The 20,708-nt window shown below is 60.5% G+C and carries 17 protein-coding genes; 16 read left to right on the top strand and 1 reads right to left on the bottom strand.

Going from position 1 to position 20,708, the window contains the following annotated elements; all coding sequences use genetic code 11:
- Positions 1 to 466: 466 nt before the first annotated feature.
- From tssA to HDC32_RS03495, 16 genes are read left to right on the top strand one after another with little or no spacing between them, the layout of a single operon-like run.
- Positions 467 to 2,023 carry a type VI secretion system protein TssA gene (tssA, locus tag HDC32_RS03565; protein ID WP_184742541.1) on the top strand — a complete coding sequence of 519 codons (1,557 nt, stop codon included), beginning with the start codon at positions 467 to 469 and terminating at the stop codon, positions 2,021 to 2,023.
- Between the two features lie 32 nt (positions 2,024 to 2,055).
- Positions 2,056 to 2,553, top strand: a complete 498-nt coding sequence (tssB, locus tag HDC32_RS03560; RefSeq protein WP_184742539.1) for a type VI secretion system contractile sheath small subunit — start codon at positions 2,056 to 2,058, stop codon at positions 2,551 to 2,553.
- Positions 2,554 to 2,580: 27 nt separating this feature from the next.
- On the top strand, positions 2,581 to 4,056 hold the full coding sequence (tssC, locus tag HDC32_RS03555; protein ID WP_131699307.1) for a type VI secretion system contractile sheath large subunit: 1,476 nt from the start codon (positions 2,581 to 2,583) through the stop codon (positions 4,054 to 4,056).
- Positions 4,057 to 4,070: 14 nt separating this feature from the next.
- The gene (gene tssE / locus HDC32_RS03550) at positions 4,071 to 4,472 is read left to right on the top strand and encodes a type VI secretion system baseplate subunit TssE (RefSeq protein WP_145337601.1); all 402 of its coding nucleotides are present in this window, start codon (positions 4,071 to 4,073) and stop codon (positions 4,470 to 4,472) included.
- A complete protein-coding gene (gene tssF / locus HDC32_RS03545; protein ID WP_184742537.1) occupies positions 4,462 to 6,249 on the top strand; it encodes a type VI secretion system baseplate subunit TssF in 1,788 nt (595 codons plus the stop codon). Before tssE ends, tssF begins: the two co-directional genes overlap by 11 nt.
- On the top strand, positions 6,213 to 7,220 hold the full coding sequence (tssG, locus tag HDC32_RS03540; protein WP_184742535.1) for a type VI secretion system baseplate subunit TssG: 1,008 nt from the start codon (positions 6,213 to 6,215) through the stop codon (positions 7,218 to 7,220). The genes tssF and tssG overlap by 37 nt, the downstream gene beginning before the upstream one ends.
- A gap of 12 nt (positions 7,221 to 7,232) precedes the next feature.
- Positions 7,233 to 9,800 (top strand): type VI secretion system ATPase TssH, encoded by a 2,568-nt coding sequence (tssH, locus tag HDC32_RS03535; protein WP_184742533.1) that lies wholly within the window; start codon positions 7,233 to 7,235, stop codon positions 9,798 to 9,800.
- Entirely contained in the window at positions 9,797 to 11,329 is a 1,533-nt protein-coding gene (locus tag HDC32_RS03530; protein ID WP_184742531.1) for a sigma-54-dependent Fis family transcriptional regulator, read from the top strand. The genes tssH and HDC32_RS03530 overlap by 4 nt, the downstream gene beginning before the upstream one ends.
- A 42-nt stretch (positions 11,330 to 11,371) precedes the next feature.
- On the top strand, positions 11,372 to 11,503 hold the full coding sequence (locus HDC32_RS31975; RefSeq protein ID WP_083236517.1) for a type VI secretion protein: 132 nt from the start codon (positions 11,372 to 11,374) through the stop codon (positions 11,501 to 11,503).
- 16 nt (positions 11,504 to 11,519) lie between these two features.
- On the top strand, positions 11,520 to 12,689 hold the full coding sequence (gene tagH / locus HDC32_RS03525) for a type VI secretion system-associated FHA domain protein TagH (protein WP_167655817.1): 1,170 nt from the start codon (positions 11,520 to 11,522) through the stop codon (positions 12,687 to 12,689).
- Positions 12,690 to 12,694: 5 nt separating this feature from the next.
- Complete coding sequence (tssJ, locus tag HDC32_RS03520) at positions 12,695 to 13,180, top strand: type VI secretion system lipoprotein TssJ (protein WP_131699315.1); 486 nt, start codon at positions 12,695 to 12,697, stop codon at positions 13,178 to 13,180.
- 1 nt (position 13,181) lies between these two features.
- Complete coding sequence (gene tssK, locus HDC32_RS03515; RefSeq protein WP_184742529.1) at positions 13,182 to 14,510, top strand: type VI secretion system baseplate subunit TssK; 1,329 nt, start codon at positions 13,182 to 13,184, stop codon at positions 14,508 to 14,510.
- 5 nt (positions 14,511 to 14,515) lie between these two features.
- Complete coding sequence (gene icmH, locus HDC32_RS03510) at positions 14,516 to 15,379, top strand: type IVB secretion system protein IcmH/DotU (RefSeq protein WP_178116773.1); 864 nt, start codon at positions 14,516 to 14,518, stop codon at positions 15,377 to 15,379.
- A gap of 15 nt (positions 15,380 to 15,394) precedes the next feature.
- The gene (gene tssM, locus HDC32_RS03505; protein WP_184742527.1) at positions 15,395 to 18,766 is read left to right on the top strand and encodes a type VI secretion system membrane subunit TssM; all 3,372 of its coding nucleotides are present in this window, start codon (positions 15,395 to 15,397) and stop codon (positions 18,764 to 18,766) included.
- Positions 18,763 to 19,491 (top strand): serine/threonine-protein phosphatase, encoded by a 729-nt coding sequence (locus HDC32_RS03500; protein WP_311771951.1) that lies wholly within the window; start codon positions 18,763 to 18,765, stop codon positions 19,489 to 19,491. Before tssM ends, HDC32_RS03500 begins: the two co-directional genes overlap by 4 nt.
- On the top strand, positions 19,488 to 20,360 hold the full coding sequence (locus HDC32_RS03495; protein WP_184742523.1) for a serine/threonine-protein kinase: 873 nt from the start codon (positions 19,488 to 19,490) through the stop codon (positions 20,358 to 20,360). Before HDC32_RS03500 ends, HDC32_RS03495 begins: the two co-directional genes overlap by 4 nt.
- On the opposite strand, the gene HDC32_RS03490 is transcribed toward HDC32_RS03495, so the two are convergent.
- Complete coding sequence (locus HDC32_RS03490) at positions 20,336 to 20,665, bottom strand: DUF6388 family protein (protein ID WP_131699320.1); 330 nt, start codon at positions 20,663 to 20,665, stop codon at positions 20,336 to 20,338. The genes HDC32_RS03495 and HDC32_RS03490 overlap by 25 nt on opposite strands.
- Positions 20,666 to 20,708: the final 43 nt, after the last annotated feature.

The raw sequence follows: 20,708 nt of genomic DNA, 5'->3' as shown, positions 1-20,708 counted from the left end.
GTTTCCTTGCCTGATTGATGAGGTCGTTCCAACCGGTAATGGTGCCGGTCGGGCAACTCTCATTAACAAGAAGCGTGCCCGAAAGTATCAGTCCCAATAAAAACAGTGGGTCCGGCGGTCAGTGGGGTGGTTTTTTGATTGGAAGTGCATGATTTAATCGAATATATGCAGAATACGTTGCGCATAAGTGCGCATTTAGTTGCTCATGGAGTTTGGTTTGTTGGTATTGGGCTTGGCAAGGATATTCGGAAACAGATGAGGGTTTAACTGCGCAAAACCCTGCGCAGGCCTTGAATTGCAGTGATTGTAGGAAATTACTTAAGTGTCGAGGCGCTGCTTGTTGAATGCTGTTTGCATGGCTAAGGTTTACGAACTTTGCGGTGGCGCTGGCGAAGATTGGATGGCGCTTTGATATATGGTTTAAATGTTAATGCTTTGAACTTTTTGTTTTGGGTAATTGTGCCGAATGTCTTATTCAGAAAAACTCTATAACGATTACCTTGAACTTGCACGGTCGCCCTGCACGCGGACGAGTTTTGCCGGCAGCGATATGCGCTATTCAAGTGAGTATGAAGTTCTGGAGTTCGAATTGGGCAAGGCGCAATCGATTCATGCGGGCGTCCAGACCGACTGGCAGAAGGTCCTGGAAATCGGCGAGTACCTGTTGCGTCAACAATCCAAGGATCTGCGGGTCGTCGTCTGGCTGACCTGGGCATTGTATCAACGGGAATCCTTTCCAGGGCTGTTGGCCGGCCTTGGGTTATTGCGCTATCTCTGTGAGCATCATTGGTCTGCGGTCTATCCCGAAAAACCGCGTACTCGTGGCGCAGCCTTCAGTTGGCTGGCGGGGCGCCTCGAGTCCCTCTTCGCGCAAAGCCCGTCGCTGCAGGGTCAGCAGCCCTTGTTCGAATCCGTGCTTGAACATCTGGTGTGTCTCGATAAGTGCTGTGTCGAGCGCCTGGAAGATAACGCGCCGCTGTTCCTGCCGATTCGCAGGCAACTGGCCCAGCGGTTGGAGCGTGTTGCGCAAGACGATTCTCCGGTCGCGAGCTTGGGCGATATTGCCGGGCAGGGGCAGGTCAAGCAGGTGACCACCCTGTTGCAGAATGCCGAGGTTGTGGTGGGCACCGAGAAAGATGCCCACAAGTTGCTGCGCGCCTTACAGGATCAGGCCCGTCCTTTGTGTGCCTGGTGGTTGCGCCAGAACGCCGCTGACCTGCGCGCACTGCGCCTGAATCGCGCGCTGACCTGGCTGACCCTCGTCAGCTACCCGGACGCTGACAGCGAACGGATCACCACCTTGCGCGGGCCTGCACCCGAAAAACTCAAGCGTTACCAGGAGCGGCTTGCCCAAGGCCATTACACCGACTTGATGCTCGAACTCGAGGCCAGTCTCGCCGGTGCGCTGTTCTGGTTTGACGGGTTGTACATGGTCTGGCAGTGCCTGGAAGCGCTGCAGGCCGACCTGGCCATGACTGAGTTGGAAGTGAACTTCGCCCTGTTGCTGCAGCGCCTGCCCAACCTGCCCGAGTTTCGTTTTCACGATGGTGCTCCCTTTGCCGATGTCCCCACGCGCAACTGGATCGCGCAGCAGGTTGCCCGTCATCTGCAGTTGCCCGAATCACTGACAGTGGTGGATGCCGATGCCGAGCCTTGGGAGGCGGCCTTGCAAGCGGCACGACTGCGGCTGCGCAAGGACGGGCTCAAGGCGGCCGTCCATGAACTCAAGCAGGGCATGCATGCCGCTCACAGCGATCGTGCCCGTTTTCATTGGCGACTTGCGCAGGCGCGTCTATGTGGGCAGGCGGGCAAACACGAGTTGGCGAAGATCCAGCTCGAACATCTGGAAAACGAGCTGCAACGCAGGGGCCTGGAACACTGGGAGCCGGAGTTGGCCTTGCAAGTGACCCAACTGCTTCATCGTTGCTGTGACTTGTTGCCACAAAACCAGGCCGTGCGCGAGCGTAAGGAAGACACCCATCGCAGGCTATGCCTCTTCGATCTTGAAGCGGTACTTGAATAGGCTTTCGAGCCACTTGGAAAAGGAGAAACACAATGGCCAAAGAAGGTTCGGTAGCGCCCAGGGAACGTATCAATATCACCTTCAAGCCCGCCATCGGTGGGGCGCAGGATGAAGTCGAACTGCCGTTGAAGCTGCTGGTGCTGGGTGACTTCACCCAGCGTGAGGATGTACGCAAGCTTGAAGACCGCAAGCCCATTGCCATCGACAAGAACACCCTTGATGACGTGCTGGCCAAGCAAGCGCTAAGCCTGACGCTGAACGTACCCAATCGCCTGCAGGAGTGTGCTGAGGTCGAGGAGCTGGCCATTGAGGTGCGTATCAATGCCATGAAGGATTTCAATCCCGCGAACCTGGTGGAGCAGATACCCGAATTGCACAAGCTGATGGCATTGCGTGAAGCACTCATGGCTCTCAAAGGACCGCTGGGCAATACACCAAGCTTTCGCAAAGCCATTGAGCACGCCCTGGCGGATGACGAGTCCCGCGCCCGGGTATTGGCCGAGTTGGAACTGGGCAGCCACACCGCCTGACATTTTCAGTAAAAGGACACTGACCGCATGACCACCCAACAGAATCCGATACCGGAACACACCAGTGAGGATTACAGCATCCTCGACAACATCATTGCCCAGACACTGCTGAGTGCGGATGACGAGGCCTATGCCATCGCCAAGCGGGGTGTCTCGGCGTTTATCGAGGAGTTGATCAAACCACAGAACCACGGCGAGCCCGTCAAGAAGCGCCTGGTCGACCGAATGATTGCCGAGATCGATACGAAGCTCAGCCAGCAAATGGATGAAATTTTGCACCACCCGGAGTTCCAGGCCCTGGAAGCTTCCTGGAAAGGTTTGCAATTGCTGGTCGACCGCACCAATTTTCGTGAAAACATCAAGATCGAACTGTTGAACGTCTCCCGGCAAGACTTGCTGGATGATTTCGAAGACTCACCGGAAATGACTCAATCCGGGTTGTACAAACATGTCTACAGCGCTGAGTACGGTCAATTTGGTGGTCAGCCTGTGGGCGCGATCATTGCCAATTACTTCCTGTCCCCCAGCGCGCCCGATGTGAAACTGATGCAATACGCTTCAAGTGTCGCGTGCATGGCGCACGCGCCTTTTATTGCCGCAGCCGGGCCGGCGTTCTTCGGCCTGGAAAGCTTCACGGGACTGCCTGACCTCAAGGATCTCAAGGACCATTTCGAAGGGCCGCAATTTGCCAAATGGCAAAGCTTTCGCCAGAGCGAAGATGCGCGTTATATCGGTCTGACCGTGCCGCGCTTCCTGCTCCGTACGCCCTATGATCCCCTTGAGTGTCCTGTCAAGACCTTTGCCTACCAGGAAAACGTGGTGAGCAGCCACGAGCATTACCTGTGGGGCAATACCGCCTATGCCTTCGCCACACGCCTGACCGAAAGCTTCGCGCGGTTCCGCTGGTGCCCGAACATCATCGGTCCGCAAAGCGGAGGGGCCGTGGAAGACTTGCCGTTGCATCACTTCCATAGCATGGGCGAAATCGAGACCAAGATCCCCACCGAAGTGTTGGTGTCCGATCGCCGCGAATACGAACTTGCGCAAGAGGGCTTCATTGCCTTGACGATGCGCAAGGGCAGTGACAATGCCGCGTTTTTTTCCGCCAGTTCGGTGCAGAAGCCCAAACAGTTCGGCATCAGCGCAGAGGGCAAGGACGCCGAGCTGAACTATCGCCTGGGGACCCAGTTGCCCTACATGATGGTGGTCAACAGGCTGGCCCATTACCTGAAGGTATTGCAGCGTGAACAGTTGGGTTCGTGGAAAGAGCGCACAGACCTCGAGCTGGAGCTCAACAAGTGGATTCGCCAGTACGTCGCCGACCAGGAAAACCCCAGTGCCGAAGTGCGTGGGCGGCGTCCGCTGCGAGCGGCCCGCATCGTTGTCAGTGACGTAGATGGCGAGCCTGGCTGGTACCGCGTCAACCTGAGTGTGCGACCGCACTTCAAGTACATGGGGGCGGACTTCACTTTGTCTCTGGTTGGCAAGCTCGACAAAGAATGAAAGAAGGTCAGGGGATGCCCCACAAACATAGCCTTTTCGAGCGCCTCGAACGCCCGGCGGCCGCACATGCCTGTGGCGTGACGTCCATTGCCAGCCACCTGGGGAAAATGCTCAGTATCCGTGCGGGCAGTGTTCAGACATTGCCGGACTACGGCTTGCCCGATCTTAATGATATGAACCAGAGCCTGCATGAGTCATTGAGCCAGTCGCGCTTGTTGATCGAGCGATTCATACGGGCCTACGAGCCACGATTGAAGCAGGTGCAGGTTACTGCATTGCCGCGCGATCACGACCCTCTGGCCCAGGCGTTCTCCATTGAGGCCACGCTGATGGTGGCGGGTGTCAAGCAGCCCGTGGTGTTCGTTGCGCGACTATGCGAGCCCGGACGAGTCGAGGTTTTGCCGGATGTCCTTTAATCGTTATTACCAGAGCGAGCTGAGTGCGTTGCGTCAACTCGGGCGGCGTTTCTCCGAACGTAACCCTGCGCTCGCGCCGTTTCTTGCCGACCCAGGGCAGGACCCGGATGTGGAACGGTTGTTGGAGGGCTTCGCGTTTCTCACCGGTCGCTTGCGCCAGAAACTGGATGATGAGCTGCCTGAGCTGACTCATTCCTTGATGCATTTGCTGTGGCCCAACTACATGCGGCCGATGCCCGCCTTCAGCATCTTGCAGTTTGATCCGTTGAAGCACGTCGGCCCTGGGGTGATGGTCGCGCGGGATACCCCGGTCGAAAGTGCTGCCCTCAAGGGTGAGCGTTGTCGCTTCCGTACCTGTTACGCCACGCAAGTCCTGCCGCTGCAACTGAGCGCTCTGGAATACAGCCTCCAGGGCGAGGTTGCGCTGTTGAGCCTGCACCTGGACATGAGTGTCGGGGGCAACTTCAGTGAATGGACGTTCGATCAACTACGTCTGCACCTGGCGGGTGATCGCTGCATCAGCCAAGGGCTGTACCTGAGCCTGTTGCGTCATCTCGAGGGTATCGAGTTGCTACCTTTGGGCCGCGATGGCTTGCCGGTCAGTGGGGAGGATGGGCAACCCCTCTCGTTGCGATTGGGCGCCGACCGGGTACGCCCGGTGGGATTCAGCGAGGAGCAGGCGTTGATTCCGTATCCAATGAATACCTTTCGTGGATATCGTCATTTGCAGGAGTACTTTGCCTTTCCTGACAAGTACCTGTTTGTCGACGTGGTGGGCCTGGATGTACTGCACGGTTTGCCCCATGAGCTGCTCAAGCAGGTGTGTGCGGTGGTGCTGCGTTTCAAACTGCGTAACCCATGGCGTGATCCCCATCACCCCACCCTGGACAACGTGAAGCTGTACTGCACGCCCATCGCCAATTTGTTCAAACATGACGCCGTGCCGATCCGCCTGGACGGCAAGCAGGACGAATACCTGGTGATACCGGGGGAATACTCACGGGAAAACGCCTGTGTATTTTCCGTGGACAGTGTCACGGGTTGGCGCCCCGGCGGGTCGGGATATCGGACCTACGTACCGTTTGAGTCCTTCGAGCATGACAGCGATGACGCACTGTCGGCGGCCTCCGCCAGCTACAGCATTCGCCAACATGCATCGGCACAGCACGCGGGCCTCGATACCTGGCTAGGGTTTTCCAATGCTCCGGAGCATGGCCCGGAAACCCTGTCGATCGAGCTGACGTGTACCAACCACGACCTGCCTCGGCTGCTTCAGATCGGGGAGATCAACCAACCTTGCGAGCAGACACCGGAAGGGTTGTCGTTTCGTAATATCTGCATGCCGACCGCGAGCTATTCGCCCCCCCTGGAGCAGGACTTTCTCTGGCGGCTCATCAGCAACATGTCGCTCAACTACCTGTCATTGACCGACATCAATGCCTTGAAGGTCATTCTCGAAACCTACGACCTGCCGCGCTACCACGACCGACAGGCGCAGAAAGTCAGTGAGCGAAAGCTTGGCGCATTGCGATCCATCAGGCACTCGGCTGTCGACCGACTGCACCGTGGCTTGCCGTTCAGGGGCTTACGAATCGACCTGACGATTGATCCACAAGGTTTTCTTGGCCAGGGCGAGGTGTTTGTGTTCGCGTCGGTACTCAACGAATTCTTCGCGCTTTACGCCAGCCTTAATACCTATCACGAATTGCGAGTCATCAGCACACAAGGAGACGTGTACCTATGGCCACCCCGGATGGGCCAGCAGCCCCTGCTTTGACGGCACTGTCCAGCGTCATCCGCGAATACTCGCTGTTCCAGGCGGTTTTGCAGGTGATCAGGCGTTTGCGCGATGCTCATCCGATGCTGGATGACGACGCGCTGTATGACTTGTTGGAGTTTCAGGCCAACCCAGGTCTTGGTTTCCCCGGTCACGATATTGAGCGGGTGGAGTTTTTTGTTGAACACGGTCAATTGCGCGCGCGTCTTTGCCTCAACGTGTTGGGGCTGTGCGGCGCTTGTTCGCCATTGCCGGCGTTTTATGGCGAACAAGCGATTGTTGACGGTGCGGGCGGCAAGGCTACCCGGGACTTCCTCGACCTGTTTCATCATCGGTTACAACGGCTGATGCTGCCGATCTGGCGCAAGTACCGGTACCGGGCGTTTTTTCAGGCTGGCGCCCGGGATGTCTTTTCCGAGCAGATGTTTGCCTTGATCGGGTTGAAGGGCAAGCACCTCCGCGCGACTACCCAATTGAACTGCAAACGGCTATTGCCCTACCTGGGGTTACTCAGCCTGCGAGCCCATTCGGCAGCCTTGATCGAGACGGTGCTGCGTTACTACTTCAAGCACACCCGCTTGTTCGTCGAGCAGTGGGTAGAACGCTCGGTGGTCATTGCCGTCCCCCAGCAAAATCGGCTGGGTGCCACCAACAGTGTGCTCGGTCATGACCAGGTGCTGGGTAGTCGGGTCACTGACCGCAGCGGCAAGTTCAGGGTGCATGTGCAGGGCCTGGGCTGGCAGCGTTTTCATGAGTTTTTACCCACGGGTGGGGACTATCCGTTGCTGTGCGCATTGCTACGGCTGACGGCACGCGACCCTCTGGCCTATGACCTGCGCCTGGTACTGCTCAAGGAGGAAATCAGGCCATTGCACATCGGCGAACACAACGTCTGCCGCCTCGGCTGGACAACTTGGCTGGCGCATGGGTGTGCCGACGGTGTGGTCATTGTGACCAGCAATGCTGATTAGGGATGAATGATTATGATGAATGTGGACCTGCAACAACTTATCCAGACATTGGCTCCCCAGGCGCGCCGAGACCTTGAACGCTCGGCGGAACGTTGCGTGGCACGCGGCGGCAGGGAAGTGTTGGTGGAGGACCTGCTGCTGACCCTGCTGGAATACCCGCACGGCATTCTGGTGCGGGCGTTGGTGGATGCGGGTGTGGAGCCAGGCGAGCTGCAGGCGGCCCTGCATCCCCAAGCTGGCACGAGTGCCTCGCGTAATCCCGTGTTTACCCAGGCCCTGGTGCAATGGCTGCAGCAAGCCCTGATGTTGGCCCGCCTGGAGCTGCGGCAGGCGGACGTTGATCACGGCGCTCTGTTACTGGCGCTGTTGCGTCATCCGTTACAACACGCCGGCAGTGGTTATCAGGCGGTACTGAACCGGTTGGATGCACAGCGTGTGTGCAGTTATTTGTTGAGCCTGGCGCCTGAGGTCGACCCTGTGTCGAGCAGCGATGCGTTGCTGGCGCGCTTTACCCATGACTTGACCCGTCAGGCCCGGGAAGGCGGTATCGACCCGGTGTTGTGTCGCGATGCCGAAATTCGCCAATTGATCGACATACTTGTGCGCAGGCGCAAGAACAATCCGATCCTGGTTGGCGAAGCCGGGGTGGGTAAAACCGCCGTGGTTGAAGGGCTTGCCCTGCGTATCGCCAGCGCAGAGGTGCCGGAGCCGCTCAAACACGTACAGGTGTTGACCCTGGATATGGGCCTGCTTCAGGCCGGCACGGGGATCAAGGGGGAATTCGAACGGCGCCTCAAAGGCGTGATTGATGAAGTCAACGCCTCACCAACACCGGTGATCCTGTTTATCGACGAGGCGCATACATTGGTGGGCGCGGGCGCCCAGGCAGGTGGGTCCGATGCTGCCAATCTGCTCAAGCCCGCCCTGGCCCGTGGCGAGTTACGCACCATCGCCGCCACCACTTGGTCGGAATATAAGAAGTACTTCGAAAAAGACCCGGCATTGGCGCGGCGTTTCCAGCCTGTGCAGGTCGGCGAGCCCAGTGTTGAGCAGGCGGTTTCGATCCTGCGCGGCCTGGTTCCGGCGTATGAGCGCAGCCATGGCGTGTATGTGCGGGATGATGCCATTGTCACGGCAGCCCACATGAGCGCGCGCTACCTGGCTGGGCGGCAGTTGCCCGACAAGGCCGTGGATGTGCTGGACACCGCCTGCGCCCGCATGAGAACCAGCTGGGAGACGGCGCCCGAGGCATTGCAACGCCTTTACGCCGAGCAGGCGGAAGGCGCGCGCCAGCGCCAGGCGTTGAATCGCGACAGGGATGCCGGGTTGCCTGTGGACGAGCAGGCCTTGCACGCGTTGAACCTGCGCCTGGAGACCGTGGAGCGCGAGCGTGAACATCTGGAGCAACACTGGTTGGAACAGCGAGCATCGGCGCAGCAGGTGCTAGCGCTGCGCCAGCAATTGGATGCTGCTCGTGGTGCAGGGCAGAACACTGAGACCCTTGAACATGCCTTGGCCCAACAGCGCCAGGTACTGCACGCGCAACAAAACGGCCAGCCATTGGCCGGCATCGAGGTTTGTCCAGGTCTGGTGGCACAGGTCGTCAGCGCCTGGACCGGTATTCCTGTCGAACGACTGGCCCTGGAAAGCAGTGAAAGGGTGTTGGGCTTTGCCGATGCATTGCGTTCGCGCATCCTCGGCCAGGAACACGCCGTGCAGATACTTGAACGCAACTTGCGCGCGGCTGCCACCGGGCTCAATAAGGCGGATGCCCCGGTCGGCGTATTCCTGCTGGTTGGCCCAAGTGGCGTGGGCAAGACCGAGACGGCCCTGGCCCTCGGCGACCTGCTGTACGGCGGGCGGCGTTTTGTCACCACCCTTAACATGTCGGAGTTCCAGGAAAAACATTCCCTTTCCCGGCTGATTGGTGCTCCACCCGGTTATATCGGTTTTGGCGAGGGCGGCGTGTTGACGGAGGCTGTGCGCCAACGCCCGTATTCGGTCGTGCTGCTGGACGAGGTCGAGAAGGCTGATCCGGAAGTAGTGAACCTGTTCTATCAGATTTTCGACAAGGGACTGGCCAATGACGGGGAAGGTCGGGAAATCGATTTTCGCAACACGCTGATCCTGATGACCTCCAACCTGGGCAGCGAGTGCATCGATCAATTGTGCGCAGGCGACCGGCGACCTGCTGAGGAGGTCCTGCACGAAGCCATTCGCCCGTTGCTGCGCAAGCACTTCAAGCCTGCCTTACTGGCGCGAATGCATGTCGTGCCGTATTACCCGATCACGGGCGAGGTTCTGCATGACCTGGCAAGGCTCAAGCTGGACCACTTGGGACAAAGGTTGCAACTGCGCAAGCTCACCTTCAGCTATACGCCCGAACTGGTTGCGTACGTCGCCGAGCGTTGCGCTGAGGGTGACAGCGGTGCCCGCTCTATCGATCAATGGATCGACGCACACTTGCTGGCGCAGGTGGCGGATCGGTTGCTGGAGGCCATGGCCGGGGGCGAATCGCTGTCCCGGGTGCATGCCGGCCTGGATGGCAGCGGTTGTCCTGTCTGTGAGGTCAGCCAATGACGGAAAATTCTTTCAACCGGTTGCCCCATCCCTTGGAGTACGCCGACGCGATGCTGAGTTGGTTCACCCGCCTGGGGATCGAAGGTGACGCGACAACCTTGCCGGACCTGTGTGTCGCGGCGGTAGCTCAACTGAGCCAGTGCGAACTCAGCCAATTGTATTGGCGCGACGAGGCGACAGGTCGGCTTGCCCTGATTGCCCAGCATTTGCCAGGCGTGCGGCCGCCCGACGAGCTGGCTTCAGGCGCGGATTTCCAACATGAGCAGGTGTTGCAGTATGTGCTCAGTCAGCGCACTGCCTTGAGCCTTGAGCATCTGGAAAACAGCTTCTATGAAAGCCAGTTCCTTCCTGCGATGGCGACGCCTTGGCAATCGTTGACGTGCATGCCGTTGTTCGGTCAGCACAGGACTCTCGCGGGCGTGTTGCTGTGCGCCAGCCAGCGTCCGAAACAGTTGGAGCACTACACCCACTCATTGACCCAACTGGGCAGCTTTGCCTTGAGGCAACTTGCACTGATGCAGCGTCTGAGTCCTGCGGTGAGTGTCACGCCACCTGCGTGCCGCACGCCGGGCACCTGTGCCACGTTCGGATTGATCGGCAACAGCAAGGCCATGGATGAGACGTGCCGCTTGATCGGCAAGGTGCTGAATACGCCCTACACCGTGCTGCTGCATGGCGAGACCGGTACCGGCAAAGAGGTGGTGGCGCGCGCCATCCATACCGCCGGTCCACGCGGTGCTAAAGCCTTCGTGGTGCAAAATTGTGCAGCCTTTCCCGAAGGGCTGCTGGAAAGTGAACTGTTCGGTTATCGCAAGGGGGCGTTCACGGGGGCTGAACGCAACTACACCGGTTTGTTCGACACCGCTCACGGCGGCACATTGCTACTCGACGAAATCGGCGATATGCCGTTGTCGTTGCAGGCCAAGTTATTGCGGGTTTTGCAGGAAGGCGAGATTCGCCCATTGGGTGCCAGTACGGCCCATAAGGTCGATGTACGCATTATCGCTGCGACGCACCGTGATCTCCCTGCGATGGTGGCCCAAGGCAGCTTTCGCGAGGACCTGTATTACCGGCTCGCGCAGTTCCCCATTGAGTTACCGGCCTTGCGTGAGCGTGATGGCGATGCGTTGCTGTTGGCTCGGCATTTTGCGCAAAAGGCCTGCGCTGCGCTGGGTCGCGTATCGATGGGCTGGTCAAGTGCGGCGTTGGATCAACTGTCCAGCCATGGCTTCCCCGGCAATGTGCGAGAACTCAAATGCCTGGTGGAGCGCGCGGTACTGCTCTGTGACGACGGTGTGATCCTGCCGGCGCACCTGTCCCTGTCATCGGCACCCGCCAACGATGCTGTCGATGCAACGTTGCGTCAACGCCTGGAGCGAGTGGAGCGGGTGTTCCTGATTGATTGCCTGCACAAGAACCGTGGCAATCGTACCCGTACCGCGCGGGAGTTGGGCGTCGCGCGCCGCACGCTGCTCTACCGTCTGGCGCGCTTGAAGATTCCGGTTGGCGATGCCCGAGAGGAATGCTGAATAGCGTATGCGTGGACACCTTACTTTCATGGGAGATTCCTGATGCCTCTTCGTCCGTGGCAAGCCGTGGCGCTTGTGCTGTGTTTGCTGGGTGGCTGTAACGCCAATTATGTCTTTGACGATGCTGACTACCGTCCACTGGGTGACCCCCAGGCGAGCCGTCGTGGTCATTGAACAGGGGAGCCTTGCCATGCAATTAGTGCTTGAAGTGTGTTCCGCCAGTGGTGAGCCGCCAGCCCGCAAAACCTTTGATGGCGTCGGCGGTGTGATCGGCCGTGGGACGGCGTGTGACTGGGTCATCCCCGACACCGCGCGCTTGATTTCCAGCCACCATGGCTTGGTCAGTTTTCGCGACGGCCATTACTTTTTGACGGATATCAGCAGCAACGGTATTGGCGTATCCGGCAGCCTGGAGCGCTTGCGCAAGGGGCACGCGCGGCAGATCAGTGATGCAGACGTATACCAACTGGGGGCGTTGGAAATTCGTGCGCGACTGGTCGAGCATCAACGACCGTCGCTCGGGCGGAGCGAGGTGATTCCAGACGATGCTTTCCTGGGGCTGGACCCGATTCAGGCGCTGGATCGCGAACAACGACGCGGCGAGTCATCGCAAGAGCTGGAGGCATTGAACACGTTGACGGAGTCGACCGCCCAGGCATTCTGTCCGGGAACCGTGGACCAGGACCATCTGGTCGTACCGCAATGGGCTGAGCCTGTCAGTGACGTAGTACCTGCACAGCCCGTTGCGGCTGCATCCGCAGTCCCTGAGACGTTCTGGGCGCAGTTCGGCGAGGTGTTGGGAATGGAGGTGGGGGCGCTCGATACGCCGGCCCGCGAGGCCCTTGCGATCAAGGTGGCCGGGTTGTTCAGGCAAGCCATCGAAGGTTTGCAGCAAAGCCTGCGAACTCGCGACGAGCTGAGCAGTGAGGTGCATCTGGATTGGACCTCCCCGGCGCTTATGCGGCAGAACCCCTTGGTGGATTGCCCAGACGCCCAGGCGGCCTTGACGGCGCTGTTGGGGGGCGGTGAGTGGGGGCGTCTGCCGCCCGAACGGGCGGTAGCCCACGCCTGCCGGGACTTGCAGATTCATCAGCTGGCCTTGGTGGTGGCCTGCCGTGCCGTCGTTCGCAGCGCGCTGGCGGCCTTTGCTCCAGGTCACCTGCTGCTGTGCTTCGAGCGCGAGGACAAGCCGCCCAGGCTCCTCACCGATGGCGCTCATTGGCGGGCGTACCAGCGCTATTACCGACGGCTGACCGACGAGGCGTCGTTGGGCGATCAATTATTACGCAACGACTTCTGCAAGGCCTACGAAGAGCAGGTGCGCCTGGTCTCCAGCCTGCATGCGGCTTACCCGGGATGACGTTCATGTATCTAACCACCGTTGCATCAACACTGCTGGCACTGGGCATGTTGGCCGGCTGCAGCAGCGTTTCACCCTTTTCGACCTTGACCAAGCTGGACCTGGCGTTGATGGCCAGTGACGAGGTCAACCCCGACCTTCATGGCCGTCCTTCACCTGTGGTGGTGCATTTGCTTGAACTGCGGCACCCCGTGGCATTCGAGAATGCCGACTTTTTCAGCCTCTATGGGCGGGCCGAGCAGACCCTGCCCAAGGACTGGGTCAGCAGCGAAGAGCTGGAGCTGCGGCCCGGTGAGCGGTTGATGCTCAAGCTCAGTATCGAGCCGCAAAGCCGCTATGTCGGCGTACTGGCGGCCTATCGCGACCTGCCCAATGTGCAATGGCGACTGGTGCTGCCTGTTGCCCCCCAGCAACGGACACGGGCCCGAATCATGCTGGACCAGAGCGGTGTTCGTATTGCCGCCCCGCAAACCGACCGGGCGGAGGATTGAGATGCACATCCATAACGTTATCTGGCAGGAAGGCATGTTGCTGCGGCCCCAGCACTTGCAGCACAACGACCGCTACTACCATCAGCAGCTCAACCGTACGCGCTTGCTGGGCTGCGACGCCTGGGGGTTCCTGACCCTGGACATCGATGTGCAGTACCTCAACCTGGGCAAGGTGGTCGTCAACCAGGCCAGCGGCATATTGCCGGACGGCAGCCTGTTCGAGCTCAATGGCGCGATGGAACCTCTGGTATTGCAAGTGCCTGCCAACGTCGGCCGGCAAGCTGTGTACCTGGCGTTGCCGCTGGTCACCGACAATCAGGTTGAAGTGCGCAGGCCGGAGCAACACGAAATCCTGGCGCGCTATGTTGCCTGTGAAATGGAGATCGGGGACTCCAATGCCGGTGTCGATGCCCGTTGCCAGATCAGCTGTGCGCGTCCGGATCTGCGCCTGATGCTGGGGGAGCATCCCGGTGAGCCGTTCAACGTGAAGCTGCAGGTCGCTCAGGTGCTGGACTGCACCCGTGAAGGCGGCGTGCGACTGGATACCGATTTTGTGCCGACGTTCATTTTTTTGCAGGGCTCCGGCTATGTGTCGTCGTGCGTCAAGGAGGTCATCAGTCTGTTGACCAGCCGTGGAGATGCGATTGCCGCGCGCATCCAGGGTAACGGCGCGTCGGCCGGGGCGCAGGTTGGCGACCTCCTGATGCTGCAACTGATCAATCGCGCTGAATTGATGTTGCGCCACTTTTTGAGCCAGGCCCAGGTGCGCCCGGAGGCGTTGTATCGCGAGCTGCTGTCGATCCTTGGTGAATTGGCCACGTTCGCCACCGACAGCAAGCGCGCCCAATTGGAGGTGCGTTACCAGCATGGTGATCAAGGTGCGAGCTTTCGCGAATTGATGGAGCACCTGCGCGCAGTGTTGTCGCGGGTACTGGAGCAGCATGCCATCGAGTTGACGCTGCAACCACGTCAGTACGGTGTGCTGGTATGCCCGGTGAGTGACCTCAAATTGCTGGGGACGGCGACGTTCATCCTGGCGGCAACCGCCCAGTGTGATTCGGAAACGCTGCGTCATCGGCTGCCGGCGCATCTCAAGATTGGCCCGGTGGAGCGCATCCGCGAGTTGGTCAACCTGCACCTCACCGGTATCAGGATCAAACCGTTGCCGGTAGCGCCGCGACAGATTCCGTTCCACGCGGGCAAGACCTATTTCATGCTCGAACTCAGCGCCCCGGATATCGCGCAGTTGGAGCAGTCAGGTGGATTCGCCTTGCATGCCAGCGGCGAGTTTACCGAGCTGGAACTCAACTTCTGGGCTATCAGGAACTGAACTCCATGATGATGGATAGTGAATACCCGCAGGACGAGAAAACCGTCTTGCTTGACCGCGAGGGACGCGGTCCGGCGCAGGGCGCTGTGACGGACTTCCCATCGCCGCCGCGCTTCGAGCAGTTGGAGGACAGGATGATCTATACCGCCCGGCTGCACAGCTCGCAGAGTGTGAATGTGGGCCCCAACACCCTGGTGGCAGCGGCTTGGGAATTGTTGTTGCAGGTGGTGCAGCTCAAGGGCAGCTCCGGCCGTGAGAGCCTGCAGACCCTCAACGACCGGTTGTCTTCGGGCATCACGACGTTTGAAGCGCACGCCCTGCACCTGGGGGGCGAGGAAGGTCAGGTGATGTCGGCGCGCTATGTGCTGTGCAGTTTCATTGACGAGGCGGTGGTCACCACCGCGTGGGGCGGTTGCAGCGACTGGTCCAGGTCCAGCCTGTTGAGTCGCTTTCATAACGAAACCTTTGGCGGCGAGAAGTTTTTCCTGCTGCTGGAGCGATTGTCCCGCGACCCCGTCAAGCACGTGGCCATGCTGGAGCTGATGTACCTGTGCCTGTCGCTGGGGTTCGAAGGCCAATACCGCGTGATGGAGCGGGGAGGCGCTCAGCTTGAAGGGGTACGCGACGCGCTGTACCGGCAGATCAGGCATGTGCGGGGAGATCGGCTCTCGATGGCCGCGCCATCGCACGCAGGGAAAGTCCGCGCCGTGCCGGTGCGCATGCTCTGTGCCAAGTGGCTCATGGCTGTCGGGCTGGCCTGTTTGCTGGTGATGTACTCAGGGTTTGCCTGGGTGCTGGGCACGGAGCGCATGACGGTGCTGCAACCTTTTCAATCGTTGGCGTCGGACCAGGCTCAGACGCCCTTGTAACGCTGGGAGCAATGAATGAACGCATTCTTCAAGGGCGCGGGCACGGTGCTGCGCAAGATTTGGTTATGGAGCCTGTTGCTGGTGCTGTCCAGCGCGTTGCTGGTGTGGTTTTTCGGGCCCTTGCTGGCGGTGGATGACTATCGGTTCTGGCAAGGCGCGACGGCTCGTTTGCTGACCATCTGTTGCCTGTTCCTGCTGTGGGGGCTGGCGATGGTGGTGGTTGGCGCGCGTCGCGCCGCACGGCTCAACCAGCCGGAACACCAGGCGCATCATCAGCGCCTGGGGCTGATCCACGATGAGCAGAGGCAGGTACGCGGGCGATTCAAGGAGGCGCTGCAGACCCTGAAAACCTCCCGCCGCTACGGTGATCGCAGTGAGCGTTGGCGAAATACGCTGCCCTGGTACCTGTTGATTGGCCATCAAGGCAGTGGCAAGACCCATCTGCTGGCCGCCAATGGATTGCAGTTTCCACTCGATCGGGCCGAGTCGCCAACCCCGGGTACAACGGCCTACTGCGACTGGTACTTCGCCGATGACGCCGTGCTGCTGGAGACTGCCGGGCGCTACCTGGACCAGCCTGACCGTACGGTGGATGCGGCGGGATGGTCGACGCTGCTCGGTCTGCTCAGGTCGCGCCGCCGGGCTCGCCCGCTCAACGGTGTTGTAGTGACGTTGTCGGTGGACACGCTTTGGGGGGGCAATGAGCACGACCTGGAACTCCATGCGCGTCATGTCCATACCCGCTTGCAGGACATCCAGCAGACGCTGCATGTAGATGTGCCGGTTTATCTGGTGTTGACCCGGGCCGACTGTTTGCCAGGGTTCGCCGAGTTCTTTGATGCGCAGCAGGGCGACGGCACGGAAGACATATTGGGCGGGCACCTGGTGGCGGGCAAGACCGGAACTGACATTGCTCAGGTGCGCGAGGCCTTCGAGGCGCTGCTGCAACGCCTGGGGGCGGAGCTGATCCCACGCTTGCATCAGGAGCGCAGCGGCGAGCGCCGCGGTCGTATGCTGGATTTTCCTCGGCAGGTCGCACGCCTGGGCGACCGCTTGGGCCTGTTTGTCGAGACGGCGTTTTCCGCCCCGCGCTATCAGCGCATCAATGGCCTGCGAGGGTTCTACCTGACGTGTGCGAACGTGGGCGATACGCGCTCGCAGTTTGTCCAGGGCTTGTTCCGCCGGGTGATTTTCGCCGAGGCCGATCTTGCCGGGCTGCATACCCCCGAGCGGCGGCGCCTGCATCGACGCCAAGGGGGGCTGGCGCTGGCTACGGCGCTGGTCATCGGTATGGCGGGGTGGTTATGGGGGCACAGTTATTCGTTCAATCATCAGCGTCTGGTGCAGTTGCAGGCGCTGAACATGCCTGCGCCTGCTCAACCTGATGCGGACGAGAGCCGGGTATTGCTGGCGCTGCTGGACAGTCGTCTGGCAGCGACACGGGTGTTTCCACCCGTCACCGAGGTCCGCTGGGTCGATCGAGCCGGCTTGTATCAAGGGCAGGTGAGTCGTCCGTTATTGACTAATGCCTATGACGAGAGCTTGCGCCATCAGTTGCTGCCGCACGTGGCAACCCTGCTCGAAGAACAGGTGCAGGCCAGCCTTGGCGAGCGCGAGCGGTTGCTGGACAGCTTGCGGGCGTACCTGATGCTCAACCTGCGCGAACGGCGTGATAACGCGTGGTTGGCGGCGTACATGGCAGGCCATTGGTCTGCCCGTTATGCGGGGGATACCTCGATGCAGAAGCGTTTGAACGAACACCTCGGGCGGTTGCTGGAGCAACCGTTCGCAGCCCCGTTGAACGATGCACTGGTAGCCCAGGCCCGCCAGGCATTACGCGGCGAGTCGCTGGCAGAGGTGGTCTACCGCGCGCTGCGCGAACAAGCCCGCAGCCTGGAGCCTCTGCGACTGGCCGATGGCGGCGTGTTCGCCAACCTTGAACCGCCCATACCCGGCTTCTACACCAAAAGGTACCAGCAGTATTTCGAAAAGCAGGGCCCTGCGCTGGTCAATGCCATTGCCCAGGATAACTGGGTGCTTGGGGAAGGTACCGACCTCAGCGCCGTGGATATGCGCCGGTTGCTGCAGGCCCTGGAACAGCGTTATTTGAGTGAGTACGCCGATGCCTGGCGTCAGGCTCTCGGTCGTGTCCGCCTGCAGGAAAATGACAATCTGCGGCACAGCGCCGAGCAGTTGGCGAGCCTGATATCCGCCCAGTCGGCGTTGGTACGCCTGTTGCAGCAGGTTCGCGAAAACACTCGACTGTTACCGGCCCACGATCGGGTCGAGGCGCTGAGCCAGCAGGCCGGTGAGTTAAGTGCCGCGGTGTCCGGTGCGATGGTCAAACCGTTGCAGGGCCAACTACTGCCTGACACGGCCCGGCGTGCGTTGCAGCGCCGCTTCGAACCGCTGCACCAGCTACTCGATGAAGAGCAGAACCCGGGGGCTGAATTGACACAGGCATTTCGGCTGCTCGACGAATTACACCTGCAATTGTCGTCGCTGAGCCGGGAGAGTTCCCCGGAGCAGGCAGCGTTCACCTTGGTCAAGCAGCGCATGGAAGGGCAGCAGCCTCTTCTGGCCAACCTGCGTAATGCCGCCGCACGCTTGCCGCTCCCGCTCAAGGGCTGGCTCGAAGACATTGCCGACCACGTCTGGCGTCATCTGCTCGATGGCACCTATGTCTACGTGAACCAGCGTTACCAAAGCGAGCTCTATGGTTTTTACGCCAAGGCCATCCAGCGTCGCTACCCGTTCAATGCGCATGCCACCAGTGACGTTGCCCTGGGCGATTTCCAGGCATTTTTCAAACCCCGAGGTGCTATGGCACGCTTTTATGAAACGTACCTGCGGCCTTTTGTCAGCGTTGATGGCAACCGGTATCGACTGCGGGGCCTGGACGGTCGCAGCGTGCCGATATCGCGCTCGCTGTTGGACCAACTGGCCAGGGCCCAGATGATTCGGCAAGGTTTTTTCACCGAGGAGCAGGGTGAGTGGGCCGTTCGATTCACCTTGGCGCCCTACAGTCTCGATCAAGCCGTCAGCCGGGCGATCCTGCGGGTGGGTGACCAACAACTGGAATACCGTCATGGGCCGATTGTGCCTATGGCCTTCCACTGGCCAGGCGAGGCGCCAGGCAGTCGCAGCAGCCTGGTGCTGGAACGGGGTACGGAGCGACCGCTGGGGATCGAAAAAAACAGTGGCGAGTGGTCGTTGTTCCGCTTCTTCGACCTGTTGCAGAGTGAGCCGGCAAATGGCAGGGATGCGCACATTCTCAAGGCCGATCTGGCCGGCCTGCGCGCCAATTACCTGCTGACCAGCCAGCGCAACCCGAGCCCGTTCCAGATGGCGGCATGGCGCACCTTCCGCCTGCCGGAGCAACTGTGAACCCGGCGCACACCTGGCGAAGCGCCGGGCGCACGGTTCAAGGCAAGTTGCGTTCGCGCAACGAGGACGCGTTCCTCGATTGCCCACAGCGTGGGTGTTGGGCGGTCGCCGATGGAATGGGGGGCCACCAGGCCGGGGATGTGGCCAGTCAATGGGTAATCAGCAGTCTTGCCGCGCTGCCAGATCAGGACAGTTTTGATCAGCGTGTCGAGGCAGTCCGGCGCTGCCTGCGCGGGCTCGACAGCCAACTGGGGCAGGCGCCGATTGCGCCGGTCGACGGCCTGGCAGGCATCATGGGCAGTACCGTGGTTGCACTGTTGCTCGAAGACCAGCGTGCGGCCTGCATTTGGGTGGGCGACAGCCGTTGCTACCTGTGGCGCGGGCAGCGGCTGTACCAGCTGTCCCGTGACCATACCGTGTTGCAGCAACTGATGGATACGCAGCAGTTGAGCCTGGAACAAGCCCAGGTCTATCCGGGCGCCAGGGCCTTGACCCGTGCGATCGGCGCCCGACAGGCGCTGAGCCTGGAGGTACTGGAACTCAGTACCCAGCCTGGGGATGTATTTTTGTTGTGCAGCGACGGCCTGTACCAGGGGCTCAGCCTTGGCGAACTGGGTGGCGCCATGAGCGTAGGCACGCCATGGCGTGTGGTGGATCGATTGTTCAGCGACGTGTTGCGTGGGCCGGCGCGGGATGACCTTACGGCCGTCGTGATCCAGCCATGAGCGAGGAGGCAAGCCCGCCGAACTTGCTTGCCGGGCGCTATCAGCTTGAGCGCAAGCTGGGCACAGGCGGCATGGGGGTGGTCTATCGCGCCCGGGACCTGCTGCATGAGGCGTTCGGTGAGCCCGCCTCCAGCGTGGCCCTGAAACGCTTGGACGAAACATTTTCCGCGTGCCCTGACGCCCATGTGCTGCTGTACAGCGAGTTCGCCCTCACACGCCGCTTGCGGCATGACCATGTGGTGAGGGTGTTTTCCTTCGAAGTCGACACGCTGCACCAGGTGGCATTCTTCACCATGGAGTTGCTGCACGGCATGACCCTGGATCGGCTGCTGGTGGAGTGTCCACAAGGAGTGCCCTGGCAGGAGCTGCAGCCCATCGCCTTGCAACTGCTGGACGCGCTGGCGTACACCCACCAGCAGGGCATTCTCCATGGCGATGTGAAGCCCGCCAATATCATGATGGGTGAGCAGGGACTGCGTTTGTTCGATTTCGGCCTGGGCCGGTCGAAAATGCAGCAGACAGCCGGGCTGCCGGGCTTGAACCGCAGCCGTTTGAACGCCTGGACGCCCGCGTATGCAGCGCCGGAACTGATGGCGGGTGGGGGCTTGTCAGCCGGCGCCGATTTGTATGGCGCGGCCTGCGTGATCTATGAGTTGGCCCAGGGCGAGCGCCTGGGCGAGCGCCAGCCCGATCGACCACTGCCGCGGCCGCGCCGATTGCCCAGGCATTGCTGGTCGGCGCTGCACTCAGCGTTGGCCATGGATCCGCAGCGGCGCAGCGTTTCCGTCGCCGAGTTGCGCGAGGCGCTGGATGGCAGGCGGCACTGGTACCTGCCGTTGCGGGTTCAGCCGGGTAAGTCATGCAATTGACAGTACTCGGCCCAGCTCAGGCCGGCCATCTGCGCCACTTCCTTGTGCACTTCAAGACGCTGGGCCTCAAAGGCTTCGCGGGAGTCCGCAGTCAGCTTGAGGGTCAATTCCCAGGCAAACAGGCCCTGGCGCTCGGCTTCAGCCTCGAAGGCTTCATGCAGGCGTTCATCGCGGTACTGTGCGAGGGTTTCGCCCTTGGCTTGGGCGGCAAGCGGGTTAAGGGTGTTGAGTTCAAGGGCTACGCCCGGATGTTCGCTCAGGAATCTATCCAGGGCGCGTTGGTGGTTATCGCCAGGTGGTGTCAAAGGTTAACTCCTGAAAGGGAACGGTATCGGGGCCCTCGGCATG

It is taken from the genome of Pseudomonas sp. JAI120 (assembly GCF_014207255.1).
Taxonomy (GTDB): domain Bacteria; phylum Pseudomonadota; class Gammaproteobacteria; order Pseudomonadales; family Pseudomonadaceae; genus Aquipseudomonas.
The sequence above is the reverse complement of the archived record's forward strand: the minus strand, read 5'-3'. Positions and strand labels throughout refer to the sequence as shown.

Excerpts from the sequence above, each read along its gene's own strand:
- tssG (WP_184742535.1), top strand. The coding sequence starts at position 6,213 with ATGGCCACCCCGGATGGGCCAGCAGCCCCTGCTTTGACGGCACTGTCC.
- tssJ (WP_131699315.1), top strand. The coding sequence starts at position 12,695 with ATGTATCTAACCACCGTTGCATCAACACTGCTGGCACTGGGCATGTTG.
- tssB (WP_184742539.1), top strand. The coding sequence starts at position 2,056 with ATGGCCAAAGAAGGTTCGGTAGCGCCCAGGGAACGTATCAATATCACC.
- tssH (WP_184742533.1), top strand. The coding sequence starts at position 7,233 with ATGATGAATGTGGACCTGCAACAACTTATCCAGACATTGGCTCCCCAG.
- tssM (WP_184742527.1), top strand. The coding sequence starts at position 15,395 with ATGAACGCATTCTTCAAGGGCGCGGGCACGGTGCTGCGCAAGATTTGG.
- tssK (WP_184742529.1), top strand. The coding sequence starts at position 13,182 with ATGCACATCCATAACGTTATCTGGCAGGAAGGCATGTTGCTGCGGCCC.
- HDC32_RS03530 (WP_184742531.1), top strand. The coding sequence starts at position 9,797 with ATGACGGAAAATTCTTTCAACCGGTTGCCCCATCCCTTGGAGTACGCC.
- HDC32_RS31975 (WP_083236517.1), top strand. The coding sequence starts at position 11,372 with ATGCCTCTTCGTCCGTGGCAAGCCGTGGCGCTTGTGCTGTGTTTGCTG.
- HDC32_RS03495 (WP_184742523.1), top strand. The coding sequence starts at position 19,488 with ATGAGCGAGGAGGCAAGCCCGCCGAACTTGCTTGCCGGGCGCTATCAG.
- tssF (WP_184742537.1), top strand. The coding sequence starts at position 4,462 with ATGTCCTTTAATCGTTATTACCAGAGCGAGCTGAGTGCGTTGCGTCAA.
- tssE (WP_145337601.1), top strand. The coding sequence starts at position 4,071 with ATGCCCCACAAACATAGCCTTTTCGAGCGCCTCGAACGCCCGGCGGCC.
- tssC (WP_131699307.1), top strand. The coding sequence starts at position 2,581 with ATGACCACCCAACAGAATCCGATACCGGAACACACCAGTGAGGATTAC.
- icmH (WP_178116773.1), top strand. The coding sequence starts at position 14,516 with ATGATGATGGATAGTGAATACCCGCAGGACGAGAAAACCGTCTTGCTT.
- tssA (WP_184742541.1), top strand. The coding sequence starts at position 467 with ATGTCTTATTCAGAAAAACTCTATAACGATTACCTTGAACTTGCACGG.
- tagH (WP_167655817.1), top strand. The coding sequence starts at position 11,520 with ATGCAATTAGTGCTTGAAGTGTGTTCCGCCAGTGGTGAGCCGCCAGCC.